Genomic DNA, 18,616 nt, shown 5'->3' with positions numbered 1-18,616 from the left:
AGTGTGCCGCTATCATGCGCGGTTCAACGGGAGGGGCCTTGGGATGACGGATTCGCTGGTCAGGGAACAATCGGGCGCGGTCCTGCGTCTGCGGCTGAACAGGCCGGAACTGCACAATGCCTTCGATGCCGCTCTTATCGCCGGCCTGACGGCGGCGCTACGGGAGGCCGCGGACGATGCCTCGGTACGGGTGGTGGTGCTGGAAGGCGCTGGCGCTTCGTTCTCGGCCGGCGCCGATCTGAACTGGATGCGCGGCATGGCCGCGGCCAGCGAGGCGGAAAACCGAGAGGACGCGCTGGCCCTGGCCGGCCTGATGCGCACGCTGGACGAACTGCCCAAGCCCACCCTCGTCCGCGTACACGGCGCGGCGTTCGGCGGCGGGGTCGGCCTGGTGGCCTGCTGCGATATCGCCATCGGCGTACCTGAGGCGAAGTTCGGCCTGACCGAAAGCAAGCTGGGTCTGTTGCCGGCGGTGATTTCTCCGTATGTGATCGCCGCCATCGGCGCACGCCAGGCGCGGCGTTGGTTTGCCAGTGCGGAGATTTTCGATGCGCAGACGGCGCTCCAGATTGGGCTGCTGCATCAGGTGGTGCCGATGGAGCAACTGGACGGCGCTGTCGATCGCCAGATTGCCCTGCTGCTGAAAGCCGGCCCGGTGGCCGCGGCCTCCGCAAAGCGGCTGGTCGCACAGGTGGCCGCTGCGGCCGACCGTGCTGCGCTGGATCAAGCCAATGCCGCATTGATCGCGCAGTTGCGGGTATCCGCAGAAGGCCAGGAAGGGCTGTCCGCCTTTCTCGACAAGCGTCCGCCTGCCTGGGCTGCGAAGGAGTGAACCGATGATCGATCATATGGGCTTGGAGGTCGCGGATTACTCCCGTAGCCGCTCGTTCTATACGCAGGTACTGGCACCGTTGGGCTACACGGTGGTGATGGAAGTGACCCGGGAAATGACCGGCAGCTACGAAGGCTGCGGGTTCAGCCCGCCGGGCCGTCCGCACTTCTGGGTGGGCAGTGGCAGCGGCAGGTCCAGCCAAGGCACGCACGTGGCCTTTGCGGCGCAAACTCGCGCGCAAGTGGATGCCTTCCATGCCGCGGCGATGGCGGCGGGCGCACAGGACAACGGCGCACCTGGGCTGCGTCCGCACTACCACCCGAACTACTACGGCGCATTCGCCATCGATCCGGACGGAAACAATATCGAGGCCGTCTGCCACTTGCCCATGGAAGTTACTGCCTGATGTTCTCGAAAATCCTGATCGCCAACCGCGGCGAAATCGCCTGCCGGGTCATCCGCACCTGCCGCCGGCTGGGCATCCGCACCGTGGCCGTCTATTCGTCCGCCGACGCCGGCGCCCAGCATGTGCGCCAGGCCGACGAAGCCTGGCCCATCGGCGGGCCGCAACCGGCCGAAAGCTACCTGCGCGGCGAAGCCATCATCGAAGTGGCCAAAGCCGCCGGCGCGCAGGCCATCCACCCCGGCTACGGCTTTCTCTCGGAGAACGCCGATTTTGCCGAAGCCGTGGAAGCGGCCGGCATCGTCTTCATAGGCCCGACCGCGGCGTCGATGCGCAAGATGGGCAGCAAGGCCGGCGCCAAGGAACTGATGATGGCGGCCGGCGTGCCGGTCGTACCCGGCTATACCGGCCAGGATCAATCGCCGCAAACGCTGTTGCGCGAAGCCGATCGGATCGGCTTCCCGTTGATGATCAAGGCCGCCCATGGCGGCGGCGGCAAGGGCATGCGCACCGTGCACCGGCTGGAGGATTTCATCGGCCAGCTGGAAAGCTGCCAGCGCGAGGCCGGCAACGCCTTCGGCCGCGACCGCGTCCTGCTGGAGCGCTATGTGCAGTCGCCACGGCATATCGAAATCCAGATCTTCGGCGACGCGCACGGCAACATCATCCACCTCAACGAGCGCGAATGCTCGGCGCAGCGCCGCTACCAGAAGGTGCTGGAAGAATCGCCATCGCCCTTCCTCAGCGAGGAACTGCGCGCCGCGATGGGCAAGGCCGCAGCGCAGGCCGCGCAGGCCATCGACTACGTCAACGCCGGTACGGTCGAATTCATCGTTGCCCCCAGCGGCGATTTCTTCTTCATGGAAATCAATACCCGGCTGCAGGTCGAGCACCCGGTCACCGAGCTGACCACCGGGCTGGACCTGGTGGAATGGCAATTGCGCGTTGCCGCCGGTGAAGCGCTGCCGCTGACGCAGGCGCAGGTCCCACGCCATGGCCACGCCATCGAGGTGCGGCTGTACGCCGAAGACCCGGAAGCCGGCTTCCTGCCCGGCTCCGGCAAGCTGGAAGCGCTGGCGTTGCCGGCAGCTTCGCAGCATCTGCGCATCGACTCGGGCGTGGTCGAGGGCGATGCCGTCACCATCTTCTACGACCCGATGATCGCCAAACTGATCGTCTGGGACCAGGACCGCCCACGCGCCCTCGCCCGCCTGCGCGAAGCGCTGGCGCAATGCGACATCGTCGGACCCAAGTCCAACATCGGATTCCTGGAGCGACTGGCATCGCATCCGGCCGTGCTGGACGCCAGCATCGATACCGGCTACCTGGACCGTCATCTGGACGAGTTCATGCCGGCCGACGCGCAGGATCCGGCATTGCTGGCCGCGGCCGCCACCGTCGCCCTGCTGGACCAGGAAACCGCCGCGCTGGCCGCCGCCGCGGCCTCGGCGGACCCGCATTCGCCCTGGGCCATCGCCGACGGCTGGCGGCTGGGTCACGGCGGGGTCCGCCGGCTGGCCTTCCTGCACCGGGACCGCGAAATCCTGCTCGATGCCCACGGCAACCGCGGCGACTACCGCCTGGAAACCGGCGGCGCCGAACTGCTCATCGAAGGCGCGCGCTTGACCGCTGGCGGGCTCAGTCTGCGTATCAACAGGGAAGCCAGGCGATTCGGTGTCATCCGTCGCGGGCCGCGACTGACCGTTCACGATGGAACGCAGCGACTGCAACTGGACATCGTTGCCGCCTATCGGCCCGGCGAATCGGCCGAATCGGCCGGCAGCGGCCGCATCGTTGCGCCGATGCCCGGGCGTGTGGTGGCGGTCAAGACCCGGGCCGGCGATGCGGTGAGCAGCGGACAGGAACTGCTGGTGATGGAAGCGATGAAGATGGAACTGGCGCTCAAGGCTCCCCGCGATGGCGTCGTCAGCGAACTGCGCGCCGTTGCCGGCGATTTTGTCGACGCCGATGCGGTGCTGGCGGTGCTGGAATGACGGCTGGAGCGTGGCGCGCCGCGGCGCAGGTGGCGTTTTCGCTGGTACTGACGACGATGCTGGGAGGTTGCGTGATGTTTGAGCGGGCTCCGATGGCGCTGAGCTGCGATCCGGATCTGGTCGGGCGTTGGCTGCCGCTGCCCGCAGAAGGCCAGCAGGACACGCCGCTGGGGCCTGACGACTACGCCGACGTGCAGCCCGGCTGCCGCGCGCTGCTCTCCGATGCGGCCAGCGGGCAGTCGCCCCGGTTCAACGCGCTGGGCTTCCGCGATGGCGGGCATCGCTACCTGGCCTTCGGCCGGCAGGATCTGGACAGCCTGTTCCGCGCCATGCCCGAACCCCCGCATAGCGCCGACCTGGCGCCGGAGGCGGTGTTCCTGACCCGCTACCGCATCCAGGACGATGTGCTGGAAGTGGCCCTGCCCAACCTGGTCCAGGTGCTGGGCGAAATGGCGGACCTGACCGTGGCGGCCGACCCGGCGCAACCGACGGTCAGGATGTTCGAGGGCACGCCGGACCAGTTGCTGGCGCTGCTGCGGCAGCATCCGGATCTGTTCGACGATTTCGACCGTGCGGCCAAGGTGCTGCGCATGCGCCGCGCACCGGCCGCAGACGCGGACGCGCCATGAGCGACTTCGTCCGCATCGTCGAGGTCGGCCCGCGCGATGGCCTGCAGAACGAAAAGACCATCATCGCCACCGCCGACAAGATCGCGCTGATCGACCGGCTGTCGCAGACCGGCCTGCGCAGCATCGAGGCGACCAGTTTCGTCAGCCCCAAGTGGGTCCCGCAACTGGCCGACGCGGCGGAAGTGTTCGCCGGCATCCAGCGCAAGCCGGGGGTCGGCTACCCGGTGCTGGTGCCCAACGAAAAAGGCTACGAACGCGCGCGCGCGGCCGGGGCCGAAGAAGTGGCGGTATTCACCGCCGCGTCCGAAGCGTTCAACCGGCACAACATCAATGCCGACATCGACGAGTCGATCCAACGCTTCCGCCCGGTGCTGGAACGCGCCCGCACCGACGGGGTCAAGGTGCGCGGTTATGTCTCCACCGTGCTCGGCTGTCCCTACCAGGGCCAGGTGCCGCTGGCCGATGTGGTCCGGGTTGCCCGGCAGTTGCACGAGCTGGGCTGCTACGAGATCTCGCTGGGCGACACCATCGGCGTCGGCACTCCCCACCAGGCCCGTGCCATGCTGCAGGCGGTCGCCGGCGAAGTCCCGCTGCCGGCCCTGGCGGTGCATTTCCACGATACCTACGGGCAGGCGCTGGCCAACATTCTGGCCTGCCTGGAAAGCGGCGTGCGGGTGGTCGACTCGGCCGTTTCCGGTACCGGCGGCTGCCCCTATGCCAAGGGCGCCAGCGGCAACGTCGCCAGCGAGGACGTGGTCTACCTGCTGCACGGACTGGGCATGGCTACCGGAATAGATTTGCCCCTGCTCAGCCAGACCGGCCAGTGGCTGGCGCAGTTGCTGGGGCGGGAAACCGGCAGCAAGGTCGGCAAGGCGATGGCGTCGGCATGAATCCGTCCAGGCCCCGCGGTGAGGAGGTTCCCGAGCCGGGTGCCGCGGGCGCCGACGAAACCGATGCCGAGTCGGTCCTGCAGGCGCTGCGGCAGGCCGGCGACGATCCTTCGCAGAGCGAAGCGACCCGCGAACTGTTGCGCCAGGCCGGGGATGCGCTGGCCGCTACCCTGCACGCGGCCGAGACCGCGCGGCTGCGCTACCGCACGCTGTTCGATGCGGTGCCCGACCCGGTCAGCATCATTGCCGAGGACGGCACCGTGCTGGACCTCAACAAGGCCGGCATGGATGCCTACCGGCGCCGGCGCGAGGAGATCGTCGGCCAGAACATCAGCGTGCTCAATCCGGATCTGCCGCGCGACCACATGATCCCGGTCTGGGAAGCCCTCAACCGCGGCGACACCTACGTCATCGAAGTCACCAACATGCGCGGCGACGGCAGCCGTTTCCCGGTGGAGGTGCATTCGGCCAACATCCACTTCGACGAGCGCAAGAGCCTGGTGGCGGTGGCGCGCGACATCAGCGGCCGGCGCGAGGCGGAAATGCGCTACCGCGAACTGATGGAGACCATCGACAAGGGCATCGTGGTGCAGAACCGCGATCAGAAAATCGTCTACTGCAACGGCGCAGCGCTGCGCATGTTCGGCATCGGCGAGAACCAGCGCGCCGACGAGGAACTGGCGCTGGAACGCTGGCGCATCGTCGACGAGGACGGAAACGAGCTGACCCCGGAAGAACTGCCCTCGCACCGCGCGCTGGCAAGCGGACATGTGATCGAAAGCGTGCTGCTGGGGCTGTACCACCGCAGGAACAAGCATCTGATCTGGCTGACCATGACCTCGGTGCCGCAGTTCGCGCCCGGCGAAAGCGTACCGACCCAGGTGATTTCGCTTTTCAGCGACGTGACCGAACTCAAGCGCGACAGCGCGCTGTTCGACCGCGCGCAATCGCTGGCCCATATCGGCGGCTGGGAATGGGACATCAGCCGCGACCGCATGTACCTGACCGAGGAGTCGCTGCGCATCCTTGGCGCGGCGCGGCCGCTGGAAACGCTGGACGCGATGCTGTCGTGCCTGCGCGAGGCCGACCGCCGCAGACTGCGCATGGCGGTCCAGCAGGTCGCCGCCGGCAGCGGCGGTTTCGATCTGGAACTGCAGGGTTGCCGCGCCGATGGCCACGTCTTCTGGATCCGCGTCATCGGCGAGGCCGAACCGGCCGACCCTGGCTCGCTGCGCATCACCGGCACGATGCAGGACATCTCGCTGGACAAGCAGGCCGAGGAAATGCTGCGCATCCAGGCGCGCACCGATCCGCTGACCGGGCTGATGAACCGCGATGCGGTGCTGACCGAACTGGGCGCGCTGCTGGAGGACCCGGAGCAGGCGCGCGCGGCGGTGCTGTACATCGATCTGGACCGCTTCAAGATGATCAACGATGTGCTGGGCCACAACGCCGGCGACGAGTTGCTGGTGCAGGCATCGGATCGCATCCGTGGCGCGGTCGGCACCGACGGCATGATCGCCCGCTTCGGTGGCGACGAGTTCCTGGTCATCTGCGACGCCGGCGATGACCGCGATCGTCCCGAAGCGCTGGCCAACGCGGTGCTGCACGCCTTCGCCGACTCGTTCCGCTTCGGCAAGGACGAATTCGCCATCACCGCCAGCATCGGCATCGCGCGCGCGCCGATCGACGGGCAGCGCCCGCAGCAGCTGATCCAGAACGCCGACATCGCCATGTACGACAGCAAGCACCGCGCGCGCAACGGCTGGCAGATGTTCACCCCCGAACTGGCGCGGCGCCAGCAGGACCGCATGCAGATAGAAACCCAGCTGCGGCGCGCGGTGGACAACGAGGAATTCCGGCTGGTCTACCAGCCGCAGGTCGACCTGCGCCATGGTCGCGTAGTCGCGGCCGAAGCGCTGATCCGCTGGCAGAACCACCAGTTGGGCGAACTGCGCCCGGATCTGTTCATCAGCCACGCCGAAACCACCGGCGACATCGTCCGCATCGGCAGCTGGGTGCTGCGCGAAGCCTGCCGGCAGGTCGCCGAATGGCGCGACCAGGGCCTGGGCATCGTCCGTGTCGCGGTCAACGTGTCGTACCGCCAGTTCGTCGGCGAGGACCTGGCCGAGAAGGTGCGCTCGCTGCTGATCGAATTCGACCTGCCCGGTTCGGCGCTGGAGCTGGAATTCACCGAACGCGTGCTGATCGAGGACGCGCCGGCCACGTTGCGCACCTTCGCCGATCTGCGCGCGATGGGCGTGGTGCTGACCATCGACGATTTCGGCGAAGGCTACAGTGCGCTGAACTACTTGCGGCGGCTGCCGATCCACGGCCTGAAGCTGAGCCAGCTGTTCACCGAAGGCGTGCCCAACAACCGCTCGGACGTGGCGGTGTGCCAGGCGGTGTCGGCCATCGCCCGCAGCCTGGGGCTGGGGCTGGTTGCCGAGGGCGTGGAATCGGAGGCGCAGCGGCAGTTCCTGCTGCAGTTGGGCGTACCGGTGGGGCAAGGCTTCCTGTTCGCCCCCGGACTGTCGCCGGACGAATTCGCGCGGCGGCTGGACACGCCGCTGGAACGCGCGTCCATTGCCTGATGCGCCCGTCCGTGCGAGGGATTGGGGGATTGGGGACTGGGGATTGTGGGAGCGACGTAAGTCGCGACGACGCATTGCCGGGAAAGCCGCGTCGCGACTTACGTCGCTCCCACAAACCCACAAACCCGCAACCCAGGGAATGGCCGGATCGCCGTCCACATCGCGTAAAATGCCGGTTTTTACGAACCGGCGGTTTCCTCATGCAGCTTTCCGATACCCGCGCCGCGATTACCGGCGGCGTTTCCGGCCTGGGCCTGGCCGTGGCCCGGCACCTGGTCGCCCATGGCGGCAAGGTCGCGCTGTTCGATGTCAACGACGACAAGGGCGCGGCGGCGACGGCCGAACTCGGCGCGGCCAACGCCCGCTACTTCCGCACCGATGTCACCGACGAGGCCGGCGTGGCCGCCAACCTGGCCGCAGCCAGGGAATTCCTGGGCGGATTGAACGCGGCCGTCAACTGCGCCGGCATTCTTGGCGCCGGCCGCGTGCTGGGCAAGGATGCTCCGATGCCGCTTTCCACGTTCCAGGGCACGGTGATGGTCAACCTGGTCGGCAGCTTCAATGTCGCCAAGGCCGCCGCCGACCTGATGCAGCACAACGCGCCGGGCGAGGATGGCGAGCGCGGCGTCATCGTCAACACCGCCAGCGTGGCCGCGTTCGAAGGCCAGATCGGCCAGGCCGCCTACTCGGCGTCCAAGGGCGGCGTGGTCGGCATGACCCTGCCGATGGCGCGCGAGCTTTCGCGCTTCGGCATCCGGGTGATGACCATCGCGCCGGGCATCTTCTGGACCCCGATGGTCGACGGCATGCCCGAAGCGGTGCAACAGTCGCTGAGCGCATCGATTCCGTTCCCCTCGCGGCTGGGCAGGCCGGAGGAATTCGCCGACACCGTCGCCTTCATCCTGCAAAGCCGCTATCTCAACGGCGAAACCATCCGCCTGGACGGCGCCGTGCGGCTGGCGCCGAAGTAAAGAAGCGAGAAACGAGTGAAGGAGGAGTGAGAAACGAGTAAAGGCGGAGCCTCCTCACTCCCCACTCCTCACTCCCCACTCCCCACTCCTCACTCCTCATTTCTCACTCCTCATTTCTCACTCCTCATTTCTCACTCCTCATTTCTCGTTTCTCGTTCCTCGTTTCTCGCTCCTCCTCACTCCTCTCCACTCACTCCTAACCCTCAACCATGAAAGCCAGCGAAATCAAGAAAGGCAACGTCATCGACCACAACGGAACGGTCTACCAGATCCGCGACATCGAGCGCAGCTCGCCGCAGGGCCGCGGCGGCAACGTCAAATTCCGCTTCACGATGTACAGCGTGCCTGGCGGGGTCAAGTACGATCTCAGCGTCGGCGCCGACGACGATCTGAAGGAAGTCGAGTTGTCGCGCCGGCAGGCGACGTTCTCGTACAAGGACGGCGACGCCTTCGTGTTCCTCGATGACGAGGACTACACGCCATACACGCTGGACGCCGACGTGGTCGGCGACGACGCCGGCTACATCACCGACGGCCTGACCGGCAGCTACGTGCAGATCATCGACGATCTGCCGGTGGCGGTGCAGTTGCCGCAGCATGTGACCCTGGAAGTGGTGGAAACCCCGCCGGAACTGAAGGGCGGCACCGCCACCAAGCGGCCGAAACCGGCCAAGCTCAATACCGGGCTGGAAATCATGGTGCCCGAGTACATCAGCAACGGCGAACGCATCCTGGTCAACACTACCACCGGCGAATTCGGCGGCCGCGCGGATTGACCAACCGGGAAGGGCGCCGCCCGGGGCGGTAGGAGCGCCGTCCCCGGTGCGAGCTCTTGCATGCGCTGCCAATAGCGGTATTCGCGAAGAGCTCGCGGCCTGCGCCGCTCCTGCAATCGTCCTACGGGCGCTCCCAGCCGGCGGCGCTGTCCTGGCCTTCCTGTTCGGCGCGATGCCGTCATTGCAGCTGCATTCCGCCTAGCTGCCCATGCAGGCGGCGCAGCCGTTCGCCCAGTTCGGCGATGTTCTTTTCGGTGCCTTCCAATACCGCGCGCTGCGCCGGGCCCAGCCATTGGCGCGCGCCGGCGCGCAACGCCGCCCCCTGCTCCTGCAGTCGCGCCGCATGGCGGCTGCCCGCCTGCCGCAGGATCTGCCGCTCCTCCGCCTGCGGCAGCCCATAGCCCGGTTCCGGCAGCAACGTCGCCGGACGGCTGAAATAGCCCTCGGTCTGCAGGAATTCCCGCAGCGCCGCTGCGATCTCGGCTGCTCCCGAATCCGCCCGCCCGCGCTTGCCGAGATAGCGGCGCTTGAGTTCATCGCGCGCCAGCAGCTCCTGTTGCCGCAGCGCCGCTTGTTCCAGCAGCAGCAACGCTGCGCTGGCGCGCAGCGCCAGTTCCGGGCTTGGTCCGTGCTCGGCACGCCGCAGCCAGGAGGCGCGCGCATCGGGCGATAGCGCGAACCAGTCCTGTACCCGTCGCTGCGGCAGGTCCAGCGCGGTGCGGGCGATATCGAACATCGCCTGGAAATGCGCGCTCAGCGGCGCGAAACGATAGCCAAGGCGCAGGGCTTCGGCCTCGTCGTCCAGCACCGTGCCGTCGGCGATGCCGCGCATTCGCAGCTTTCTCAGCAGCGCGGTCGGAGTGATGCTGGACAGCGGCTCGCCGGCCAGACGCGGCACGCCGTCATGCAGCAGCTTGAACGTCTCCACCGCGCAGTTGTTGCTGAGAAAGTAATAGCGGCCGTCGTAGCTCCAGTGCAGCTGCGCGGCGCGTTCCAGCAACCCCGCCACCTCGGCGTCGTCCAGCCGCAGCGGAATCGACTGCAGGCCGCGCAGCTCGATCTTGGTGTATTCGTCGATGACCTGTTGCAGCGGCAACAGGAACAGGCGCGACGGATACGAACCAGACAGTCCGCGCCAACTGGAAATCTGCACGTCATCGACGAAGGCACGGAACGACAGCACCCGATGATATTGCAGGTCCAGCCGGCAATCCGGTCCGCGCGGCCGGCCCGGCGCGCAGATCACCAGCCGCAGCATGCTGTGGCCCCAGCGGCTCATTGGCTGTTCGTTGCCCTCGGCCAGCAGATAGTCCACCGCATAGACCCGCTCTGCATCCAACTGCAGCAGCGGCGTTTCCTGTTCCACGCCCGTACCTGCTTGCAGAAACACCAGCCCGGGCGCGCATGCGCCCGTCGGCGGCGCCCAGCCGAAATGGCCGGAGAAGTGGCGGAACAACGCCGGCCGTCGGCAGCCGTAATCCGGATCCAGCAGGAAATGCTCCAGGTTCACGGCAACGAATTCGGCCGGCTTGGTCAGTTCGTACCGGTCCGGACTACGGTCGCTGAAGGAATTGCTTGAAGTGCGCATGCCCAGCCGCAAAGGCGCAACCTGCCAGCCGGCCAGATCCAGCAGGCGCGGATCGCGCGACAGTCGGCCTTGCGGCGAGCGATCGTAGATGTGGGCAAGTTCATGGATCACCGCCGCCAGCGCCGCGCGCGCGTCCGGATGTTCAAGACCGCCGGCGGCAGGCCGCGCCATCCAGCCGTCCAGCAGTCCGCGATCCAGCAACAGCAGGCTGCCGATGGCGCGTCCATGCACCTGCGGCGGCAGGTCGTCGCGCCATTGCACCGTGATACGCCGGTCCAGCCCGTTGTTCCAGGCCGGCGGCAAGCGCTGCAGCGCTTCGTCGAGCAGGTGCCGGGTCGCGGCAGCCTGCGCTGCCGTCAACGCACCGGCATCCGCTTCAAGCTGCAATGCGGCCTGCGCATGGCCTGCGAACAACAACAGACAGCACGCCAGCCGCCGCCAGGGCGGCGACCGGCGGTACCGGGTCACAGCGCCAGGATGGCCTGCGCCAGCTGCATGTCGCTGGCTTCGCGCGCGGCCGGATCGCGCTCGCGCAACTGCCGCAGTGCGGCTTCCAACTGGGCGCCGCGGATGCGGCCTTCGCTGGCGACAAAGCTGGCAGCGTCATCGCGCGCCTGCAACACCACCTTGTCGTCGCCGGAGGTGCTGCCGGATGAGGCCGATGAGCCGGCCGAGGAGGCGCCAGCGGAAGTCCCGGCGAAGCTGCCGGCCAGGGCAGGAAGAGCGGATGCCAGCAGCAGGCTGGCCAGAATCAGTCGAAGCATGGAGGGTCACGGATCCGTCATGGCGCCATCGCTGGCGCGGGGCCACAAGACTACCCGCAAACCCGCTTCGGCGGCTGAACCCGGGCCACGTTTTGCGCGACAACATCCCTGCGTGGGCACCGCGAACCTGGCGCGCTCCCGAAGCGCTTCTCGGCACAGATAAACACGGATAAAACTCGCACGCGTAGGGCGGGCCCCGGCCCGCGTTGCCGCAATTTCTGCACCTCGCCATCTACCGAGCGAGCCGTTTCCAAAACGTCCTTGGCTCGCGGACGCCGCTGCCGCTTCAGCTGTCGAACAGCTTGCCCGGATTCATCAGGCCGTTCGGGTCCAGCACCCGCTTGATGCCGCGCATGATCGCCACTTCCTCATCGCTGCGGGTGCTGTCCAGGTAGGGCTTCTTGACCAGGCCGATGCCGTGTTCGGCCGAGATGCTGCCGCCGTGGCGCTTCAGCGTCTGCCCCAGCAGTTCGGTGACGTGCCCGCACTGTTCGACGAATTCGGCATCGCCGGTGCCTTCGGGCTGCAGCACGTTGATGTGCAAGTTGCCATCGCCGATATGGCCGAACCAGACCACGTCGAATTGCGGGTACGCCTGGCCCAGCAGCGCCTGGGTTTCCTCCAGGAACGCCGGCATCGCCGAAATCCGCACCGACACGTCGTTCTTGTAGGGCTTGTAGCGGGCCAGGCTTTCGGTGATGCCTTCGCGCAACCGCCACAGCTGCGCCGCCTGCGCATCGCTCTGGCTGATCACCCCGTCGCTGACCCAGCCGTTTTCCATGCAGGCTTCGAAGGCGGCCATCGCCGCCGCTTCCTGGATCTCGTCGCCAGCGGCAAACTCGGTGACCACGTAATACGGGTGGGTTTCCTCGAACGGTTTCTGCGCGCCATGCGCCAGCACATGGTGCAGCGCGCGGTCGGTGAAGAACTCGAACGCTTCCAGTTGCAGGCGCTCGCGGAACGCGGCGAACACTTTCATCAGCACATCGAACGACGGCAGCGCCAGCAGCATCACGTTCGACGGCGGCGGCGGATCGGTCAGCCGCAATGTCGCTTCGACCACCACGCCCAGCGTACCTTCCGAACCGATGACCAGGTGGCGCAGGTCGTAACCGCTGGAGTTCTTGATCAGGCCGCGGTTGAGGGTCAGCAACTCGCCGCTGCCGGTGACCAGCTTCAGCCCGGCCACCCATTCGCGGGTATTGCCGTAGCGGATCACGCGGATGCCGCCGGCATTGGTGGCGATGCTGCCGCCGATGGAACAGGAGCCGCGGGCGGCGAAATCGACCGGGTAAACCAGGCCGTGATCGCGCGCGGCATTGTGTACGGCTTCCAGCGCGATGCCCGGCTGCACGGTCAGGGTGCGGTCGACCGCATTGAAGTCCAGCACCTTGTTCATGCGCTCCAGGCTCAGCACCAGCTCGCCGTCGGCGGCTACGGCGCCGCCGGACAGGCCGGTGCGGCCGCCGGACGGCACGATGGCGACGCGATGCTGGTTGGCCCAGCGCACCACGGCCTGCACTTCCTCGACCGAAGCGGGCAAGGCGATCGCCAGCGGCGCCGGCGTCCAGCGCCGGGTCCAGTCGCGGCCGTAGTGCTCCAGATCCGCTGGCTCGGTTTTCAGGCGCAGATCGGGGACAGCTTGCTGCAGGGCCTGCAGGCGCGGATCGCTCATGACGCATCGGTATCGGTAGGGGGTGGTCAGGGTGCCAGCGATGCGCCAAAGCGTCCAGAGGACGGCCCGCGCTTCCGGTCGAAACCGTTGCCGGGCAACGGTTTCATCGGTAACCGAATCGCCGCGGCCGGCAGCTGACGCAGCGCAGCAAAGCGGCCCGTCATCTGGCATAGTGTCGGCCCGCTTTCGCCTTACCCAGACGCTGCCCAGTCAATGTCGAACAAGAAAACCTCGTACCCCAAGCAGGACATCCGCGTGCTGCTGCTGGAAGGGGTCAGCCAGACCGCCGTGGATACCTTCAAGGCCACCGGCTACACCCAGATCGAACTGCATGCCAAATCGCTGCCGGAGGACGAGCTGAAGGCGCGCATCGCCGAGGCCCATATCATCGGCATCCGCTCGCGCAGCCAGCTCAACGCCGAGGTCCTGGCGCAGGCGCGCCGGCTGATCGCCATCGGCTGTTTCTGCATCGGTACCAACCAGGTCGACCTGGATGCGGCCGAACTGGCCGGCATCCCGGTCTTCAACGCACCCTATTCCAATACCCGCAGCGTCGCCGAACTGGTCATCGCGCAGGCGGTCATGCTGATGCGCGGCATCCCGCAGAAGAACGCCGAATGCCACCGCGGCGGCTGGTCCAAGTCGGCCGCCGGCAGCCACGAGGCGCGCGGCAAGACGCTGGGCATCATCGGCTACGGCCACATCGGTACCCAGGTCGGCGTGCTGGCCGAGGCCATCGGCATGCAGGTGATCTTCCACGACATCGAAACCAAGCTGTCGCTGGGCAATGCGCGCGCTGCCGCCAGCCTGGACGACCTGCTGGAACGCAGCGACGTGGTCACGCTGCATGTGCCGGAGACCGCATCGACGCAGGGCATGTTCGGCGCGGCGCAGATTGCGCGGATGAAGGCCGGCGCGCACCTGATCAACGCCTCGCGCGGCACCGTGGTCGATATCGACGCGTTGGCCGCGGCGCTGCAATCCGGCCATCTGGGTGGCGCGGCAGTGGATGTGTTTCCGGTCGAGCCCAAGGGCAACGACGATGCCTTCGTTTCGCCGCTGCGCGGCATCGACAATGTGATCCTGACCCCGCACGTGGGCGGCAGCACGCTGGAAGCGCAGGACAACATCGGCGTGGAAGTGGCGGCCAAGCTGGTGCGCTACAGCGACAACGGCAGCACGCTGTCGGCGGTCAACTTCCCCGAAGTCACCCTGCCCGGCCACGACGGCAGCCGCCGCATCCTGCATATCCACCGCAACGTGCCTGGCGTGCTGTCGCAGGTCAACGACATCTTCCGCGACCGCGGCGTCAACATCGATGGCCAGTTCCTGCGTACCGACGCCAAGGTCGGCTACGTGGTCATCGACGTGACCGCGTCGGAAGAACAGACCAGCGAACTGCGCGAAGCGCTGGCCGCCATTCCGGGCACGCTGAGGACGCGGGTGCTGTATTGATGCGGTAAAGAGCGAAGCCGGCCGCTATGCGGCCTGCAAAGGGCGAGGGAAAAGCGATGGATCTCCTCTTCGCCGCAGGGTGGGCCCATTGCCCTCCTTGCGACTTTCCCTTCTCAGCGCCGCAGACGCGGCTTCACTGTTCACTGTTCACCGCGCCAGCCACTTGCGCGCCATGCGCGCCATCGATTCGTCGGCGTCGGCGGCCATCGGCGCGATCGGGCGCCAGGCCAGGTCCAGCGACTCCTCGCTGACGGCGAAGGTTTCGTCGGCACCGGCGCGCACCACATAACGGACGTCGTAGTGCCAGTGCCCGGGGACGCCTTGGCGCTCGGGAATCCAGTGCCGGTCCAGGTCGAAGATGGCCTGGCCATCCACGCTCAGGCCCGGCAGGCCGGATTCCTCTTCGGCCTCTTTCAGTGCGACCCGGGCCATATCGGTGTCGCCGTCGGCGTGCCCGCCCAGTTGCAGCCAGCGTCCCAGCTTGCGGTGATGGGTCATCAGGATGCGCTGGCCGTCGGCGCTGACCAGCCAGGCGCCGCCGGTGAAATGACCGGCCAGGCGGTCGCGGCTGAACGGATTTTCCCGGTCCTGCAGCAACATCATGAATTGGGCAACGACCGCATCTTCCTGTGGCCAACGCCGCCGATAATCGGCCAACTGCTGCGCCAGCGCATCGTATTTCTCCGCCATCGTCCGCCTGTAGCCCCGCTCCCGACCAGCGCCGATTATCACCTTCAATGCTGCGGTCGCGCTTGTGATCCTGGTCCTGCTTTGGCAAGGTACGGCGGCTATACCCAGCGCCATCGTTCAGCCAGGGGGCCCATTGATTTCCAGCGACCGCCGTACCCGATCCGTCCGCCGCCCGGACGGGCATCCCCGCGCTTGCGCCCCCCACCTGGACCCGGCATGAGCCGCCTTGTTCCCGCGCTGACGGCATTCTTCGCCCTGATGCCGTCGCTGGCCCAGGCCGCTCCAACCAACGGCATCGGTCTGGACGATGCCATCAACAACGCCTTCAAGCCGGTCGCCGACGCGGTGGCCTGGCTGGTGTTCCACCCGGTTCCGATCGGTTTCGGCGCCAGCCTGCCGTTCGTGGTGCTGTGGCTGATCGTGGCGGCGCTGTTCTGCACGTTCTACTTCCGTTTCATCAACCTGCGCGGCTTCGCCCAGGGCTTCCGGCTGATCCGCGGCGACTTCGCGCGCCCGGGCGATACCGGCGAGGTCAGCCAGTTCCAGGCGCTGGCCACCGCGCTGTCGGGCACGGTCGGGCTGGGCAATATCGCCGGCGTCGCCATCGCCATCAGCATCGGCGGTCCTGGCGCGACGTTCTGGATGGTCGTCGCCGGCCTGCTGGGCATGAGTTCCAAGTTCGCCGAATGCACGCTGGGGGTGAAATACCGGCGGGTCAACGCCGACGGCAGCATCTCCGGCGGCCCGATGTACTACCTGAGCCGCGGCATCGCCGAGCACCGGCCGAAGCTGAAGCCGCTGGGCGCGGCGCTGGCGGTGCTGTTTGCGATCTGCTGCATCGGCGGTTCGCTGGGCGCCGGCAACATGTTCCAGGCCAACCAGACCTTCCAGCAGATGCTCAACATCTCCGGTGGCGAGAGCAGCTGGCTGGCTGGCAAGGGCTGGATGTTCGGCCTGCTGATGGCGGGGCTGGTGGCGGTGGTGATCATCGGCGGCATCCGCTCCATCGCCCGCGTCACCGGCAAGCTGGTGCCGCTGATGGCGGTGCTGTACTTCCTTTGCAGCGCCTACATCATCATTGCCGACATCGGTAATGTGCTGCCGGCCCTGCGCGCCATCGTCGCCGGCGCGTTCACCCCGGAAGCCGGCTATGGCGGTTTCATCGGCGTGCTGATCCAGGGCTTCCGCCGCGCGGCCTTCTCCAACGAGGCCGGGGTCGGTTCGGCCGCCATCGCCCATTCCGCCGCGCGCACCCGCGAACCGGCCTCCGAAGGCCTGGTGGCGCTGTGGGAACCGTTCATCGATACGGTGGTGATCTGCACGCTGACCGCGCTGGTCATCGTGATCACCGGCATGTACCAGGTCGAAGGCGTCGGCGACGGCGTGCGGCTGACCTCGATGGCCTATGCCTCGGTGCTGAGCTGGTTCCCGTACCTGCTGGCGGTGTCGGTGTTCCTGTTCGCGTTTTCGACCATGCTGGCCTGGTCCTACTATGGCGAGAAGGCCGCCTGCTATCTGCTGGGCGAATCGCGCACGGTCAGCCTGGGCTACAAGCTGCTGTTCTGCCTGTTCGTGGTGATCGGCGCGTCCAGCAACCTGGGCGTGGTGATGGACTTCTCCGACGCGATGATCCTGGTGATGTCGGTGCCCAACCTGATTGGCGTCTACCTGCTGGCGCCGGTGATCAGGCGCGAACTGAACGGATACCTGGCCCGGCTGCGCAGCGGCGAAGTACGCAACTACCGTCGACAGCCCGCAACCACCTGAACCGTCTGCCGGCACCGGCCGGCGTGATACAACCGCCGGCTACCGCCGCCGCACCGGTGGCTGGTGGCCACCCAAGGAACCTGTATGAAGCTGGAAACCCCGCGGCGCGAACCAAGCCTGTTGCAAGCGCTTACCCCGCTGCTGTTCCTGATGGTGCTGCTGGCGCTGGCGGTCTACCTGTACGCCGACAACGCCTCCTACGGTGCCAACCAGATCGCGCTGCTGCTGGCCGGCGGCGTTGCCGCGCTGATCGGCATCCGCAACGGCATGTCCTGGCGGCAGATCCAGGAAAGTCTGGTCCACGGCATTTCGCTGGCGGTGGTGCCGATTTTCATCCTGCTGGCGGTGGGCGCGCTGATCGGCACCTGGATGCTCAGCGGCACCGTGCCGACGCTGATCGTCTACGGACTGAAGCTGCTGCACCCGTCGTTCTTCTATCCGGCCGCCTGCCTGATCTGCGCCATCGTGGCGCTGGCCATCGGCAGTTCCTGGACCGTCGCCGGCACCCTGGGCGTGGCGCTGATCGGGGTGGCGCAAGGTCTGGACATGTCGCTGCCGATCACCGCCGGCGCGGTGATTTCCGGCGCCTATTTCGGCGACAAGATGTCGCCGCTGTCGGACACCACCAACATCGCCCCGGCCGCGGCCGGCAGCGAGCTGTTCGCGCACATCCGCCATATGACCTGGACCACGGTCCCCAGCATCACCATCGCGCTGCTGCTGTTCACCGCCATTGGCCTGGGCAGCGGCGGCCGCACCGATGGCGATGCCGCCCTGGGCGATCTGCCGACCACGCTGGCGGCGCAGTTCAACATGGGCTGGCACCTGCTGATTCCGCTGATCGTGGTGTTCGCGCTGGCGGTGCGCCGGTTTCCGGCCTACCCCACCATCCTGATCGGCGCGCTGCTGGGAGCGCTGTTCGCGGTGGTGTTCCAGCCCGAGGCGGTGCTCCGTCTGGCCGGGAACGATGGCCTGTCGCGTCCGATGGCGCTGCTGTCCGGCGCATGGACAGCGATGTTCGACGGCTTCAAGGTCGAAACCGGCAATGCGGCGGTCGATGAACTGCTCAGCCGCGGCGGCATGAGCAGCATGCTCAACACCGTCTGGCTGGTGGTCTGCGCAATGGGCTTCGGCGCGGTGATGGAGTCCACCGGCCTGCTGGAACGGATGATCCGCAGCGTGCTGAAGGCCGCCCGATCGACCGGCTCGCTGATCGCCGCCACCCTGGGCACGGCGATCGGCGCCAATGTGGTCGCCGCCGATCAGTACATGTCGATCGTGCTGACCGGCCGCTTGTACCGGCCCGAGTACGAGCGGCGCGGGCTGGCGCCGGTCAACCTGTCGCGCGCGCTGGAAGATGCCGGCACGATGACCTCGCCGTTGATCCCGTGGAATACCTGCGGCGCCTATATGGCCGCCACCCTGGGCGTGGCCACGTTGGACTATCTGCCGTACGTCTTCTTCAACCTGGTCAGCCCGCTGGTCGCGGTGACGCTGGCCTACGCCGGCTTCAAGATCCTGCGGGTGACCCCGGAACCTGTCATCGTCCATCGCGAATGACGGTTGCGCCGCCCTTTACCGCCTTCTA

The 18,616-nt window shown here is 67.2% G+C and carries 15 protein-coding genes; 11 read left to right on the top strand and 4 right to left on the bottom strand.

The window, feature by feature from the left end; all coding sequences use genetic code 11:
* Nucleotides 1–43 precede the first annotated feature (43 nt).
* The 8 genes from CRO39_RS01405 (at nucleotide 44) to yeiP (ending at nucleotide 9,089) form a co-directional block, all read left to right on the top strand.
* Nucleotides 44–832: an enoyl-CoA hydratase-related protein gene (locus CRO39_RS01405; protein ID WP_097120083.1), complete on the top strand. Its 789-nt coding sequence runs from the start codon at nucleotides 44–46 to the stop codon at nucleotides 830–832.
* A 4-nt stretch (nucleotides 833–836) separates the two neighbouring features.
* Complete coding sequence (locus tag CRO39_RS01400; RefSeq protein WP_097120082.1) at nucleotides 837–1,238, top strand: VOC family protein; 402 nt, start codon at nucleotides 837–839, stop codon at nucleotides 1,236–1,238.
* Nucleotides 1,238–3,229, top strand: a complete 1,992-nt coding sequence (locus tag CRO39_RS01395; RefSeq protein WP_097120081.1) for an acetyl/propionyl/methylcrotonyl-CoA carboxylase subunit alpha — start codon at nucleotides 1,238–1,240, stop codon at nucleotides 3,227–3,229. The genes CRO39_RS01400 and CRO39_RS01395 overlap by 1 nt, the downstream gene beginning before the upstream one ends.
* The gene (locus tag CRO39_RS01390) at nucleotides 3,226–3,858 is read left to right on the top strand and encodes a hypothetical protein (RefSeq protein ID WP_097120080.1); all 633 of its coding nucleotides are present in this window, start codon (nucleotides 3,226–3,228) and stop codon (nucleotides 3,856–3,858) included. The genes CRO39_RS01395 and CRO39_RS01390 overlap by 4 nt, the downstream gene beginning before the upstream one ends.
* Nucleotides 3,855–4,748 (top strand): hydroxymethylglutaryl-CoA lyase, encoded by an 894-nt coding sequence (locus tag CRO39_RS01385; RefSeq protein WP_097120079.1) that lies wholly within the window; start codon nucleotides 3,855–3,857, stop codon nucleotides 4,746–4,748. The genes CRO39_RS01390 and CRO39_RS01385 overlap by 4 nt, the downstream gene beginning before the upstream one ends.
* Nucleotides 4,745–7,342 carry a sensor domain-containing protein gene (locus CRO39_RS01380; protein WP_097120078.1) on the top strand — a complete coding sequence of 866 codons (2,598 nt, stop codon included), beginning with the start codon at nucleotides 4,745–4,747 and terminating at the stop codon, nucleotides 7,340–7,342. Before CRO39_RS01385 ends, CRO39_RS01380 begins: the two co-directional genes overlap by 4 nt.
* A 200-nt stretch (nucleotides 7,343–7,542) precedes the next feature.
* Complete coding sequence (locus CRO39_RS01375) at nucleotides 7,543–8,313, top strand: SDR family NAD(P)-dependent oxidoreductase (protein ID WP_097120077.1); 771 nt, start codon at nucleotides 7,543–7,545, stop codon at nucleotides 8,311–8,313.
* Nucleotides 8,314–8,522: 209 nt separating this feature from the next.
* On the top strand, nucleotides 8,523–9,089 hold the full coding sequence (gene yeiP, locus CRO39_RS01370; protein WP_097120076.1) for an elongation factor P-like protein YeiP: 567 nt from the start codon (nucleotides 8,523–8,525) through the stop codon (nucleotides 9,087–9,089).
* Nucleotides 9,090–9,267: 178 nt separating this feature from the next.
* On the opposite strand, the gene CRO39_RS01365 is transcribed toward yeiP, so the two are convergent.
* From CRO39_RS01365 to CRO39_RS01355, 3 genes are all read right to left on the bottom strand, one after another.
* Complete coding sequence (locus CRO39_RS01365; RefSeq protein ID WP_425479639.1) at nucleotides 9,268–11,145, bottom strand: DUF7844 domain-containing protein; 1,878 nt, start codon at nucleotides 11,143–11,145, stop codon at nucleotides 9,268–9,270.
* Nucleotides 11,142–11,441: a DUF2388 domain-containing protein gene (locus tag CRO39_RS01360; RefSeq protein ID WP_097120075.1), complete on the bottom strand. Its 300-nt coding sequence runs from the start codon at nucleotides 11,439–11,441 to the stop codon at nucleotides 11,142–11,144. The genes CRO39_RS01365 and CRO39_RS01360 overlap by 4 nt, the downstream gene beginning before the upstream one ends.
* Before the next feature lie 286 nt (nucleotides 11,442–11,727).
* On the bottom strand, nucleotides 11,728–13,116 hold the full coding sequence (locus CRO39_RS01355; protein ID WP_097120074.1) for an FAD-binding oxidoreductase: 1,389 nt from the start codon (nucleotides 13,114–13,116) through the stop codon (nucleotides 11,728–11,730).
* Nucleotides 13,117–13,329: 213 nt separating this feature from the next.
* On the opposite strand from CRO39_RS01355, the gene serA reads away from it, so the two are divergent.
* Complete coding sequence (serA, locus tag CRO39_RS01350) at nucleotides 13,330–14,571, top strand: phosphoglycerate dehydrogenase (RefSeq protein WP_097120073.1); 1,242 nt, start codon at nucleotides 13,330–13,332, stop codon at nucleotides 14,569–14,571.
* 147 nt (nucleotides 14,572–14,718) lie between these two features.
* Here the strand turns inward: serA and CRO39_RS01345 are convergent, their stop codons facing one another.
* Nucleotides 14,719–15,261, bottom strand: a complete 543-nt coding sequence (locus tag CRO39_RS01345; protein WP_097120072.1) for an NUDIX hydrolase — start codon at nucleotides 15,259–15,261, stop codon at nucleotides 14,719–14,721.
* A 216-nt stretch (nucleotides 15,262–15,477) separates the two neighbouring features.
* Between CRO39_RS01345 and CRO39_RS01340 the strand changes: the two genes are divergently transcribed.
* Complete coding sequence (locus tag CRO39_RS01340; RefSeq protein WP_097120071.1) at nucleotides 15,478–17,028, top strand: alanine/glycine:cation symporter family protein; 1,551 nt, start codon at nucleotides 15,478–15,480, stop codon at nucleotides 17,026–17,028.
* Between the two features lie 84 nt (nucleotides 17,029–17,112).
* Nucleotides 17,113–18,588 (top strand): Na+/H+ antiporter NhaC, encoded by a 1,476-nt coding sequence (gene nhaC / locus CRO39_RS01335; RefSeq protein WP_097120070.1) that lies wholly within the window; start codon nucleotides 17,113–17,115, stop codon nucleotides 18,586–18,588.
* Nucleotides 18,589–18,616 lie beyond the last annotated feature (28 nt).

Origin of the sequence: Pseudoxanthomonas wuyuanensis (genome assembly GCF_900215535.1) — a bacterium.
Lineage (GTDB): Bacteria > Pseudomonadota > Gammaproteobacteria > Xanthomonadales > Xanthomonadaceae > Pseudoxanthomonas_A > Pseudoxanthomonas_A wuyuanensis.
This window is presented reverse-complemented; position numbering and strand designations above follow the sequence as displayed.

Bases quoted from the DNA above. Each gene is read 5' to 3' on its own strand.
- CRO39_RS01375 (WP_097120077.1), top strand. From the start codon at position 7,543: ATGCAGCTTTCCGATACCCGCGCCGCGATTACCGGCGGCGTTTCCGGC.
- CRO39_RS01405 (WP_097120083.1), top strand. From the start codon at position 44: ATGACGGATTCGCTGGTCAGGGAACAATCGGGCGCGGTCCTGCGTCTG.
- CRO39_RS01360 (WP_097120075.1), bottom strand. From the start codon at position 11,441: ATGCTTCGACTGATTCTGGCCAGCCTGCTGCTGGCATCCGCTCTTCCT.
- CRO39_RS01340 (WP_097120071.1), top strand. From the start codon at position 15,478: ATGAGCCGCCTTGTTCCCGCGCTGACGGCATTCTTCGCCCTGATGCCG.
- nhaC (WP_097120070.1), top strand. From the start codon at position 17,113: ATGAAGCTGGAAACCCCGCGGCGCGAACCAAGCCTGTTGCAAGCGCTT.
- yeiP (WP_097120076.1), top strand. From the start codon at position 8,523: ATGAAAGCCAGCGAAATCAAGAAAGGCAACGTCATCGACCACAACGGA.
- CRO39_RS01395 (WP_097120081.1), top strand. From the start codon at position 1,238: ATGTTCTCGAAAATCCTGATCGCCAACCGCGGCGAAATCGCCTGCCGG.
- CRO39_RS01355 (WP_097120074.1), bottom strand. From the start codon at position 13,116: ATGAGCGATCCGCGCCTGCAGGCCCTGCAGCAAGCTGTCCCCGATCTG.
- CRO39_RS01385 (WP_097120079.1), top strand. From the start codon at position 3,855: ATGAGCGACTTCGTCCGCATCGTCGAGGTCGGCCCGCGCGATGGCCTG.
- CRO39_RS01390 (WP_097120080.1), top strand. From the start codon at position 3,226: ATGACGGCTGGAGCGTGGCGCGCCGCGGCGCAGGTGGCGTTTTCGCTG.
- CRO39_RS01400 (WP_097120082.1), top strand. From the start codon at position 837: ATGATCGATCATATGGGCTTGGAGGTCGCGGATTACTCCCGTAGCCGC.
- CRO39_RS01345 (WP_097120072.1), bottom strand. From the start codon at position 15,261: ATGGCGGAGAAATACGATGCGCTGGCGCAGCAGTTGGCCGATTATCGG.
- serA (WP_097120073.1), top strand. From the start codon at position 13,330: ATGTCGAACAAGAAAACCTCGTACCCCAAGCAGGACATCCGCGTGCTG.
- CRO39_RS01380 (WP_097120078.1), top strand. From the start codon at position 4,745: ATGAATCCGTCCAGGCCCCGCGGTGAGGAGGTTCCCGAGCCGGGTGCC.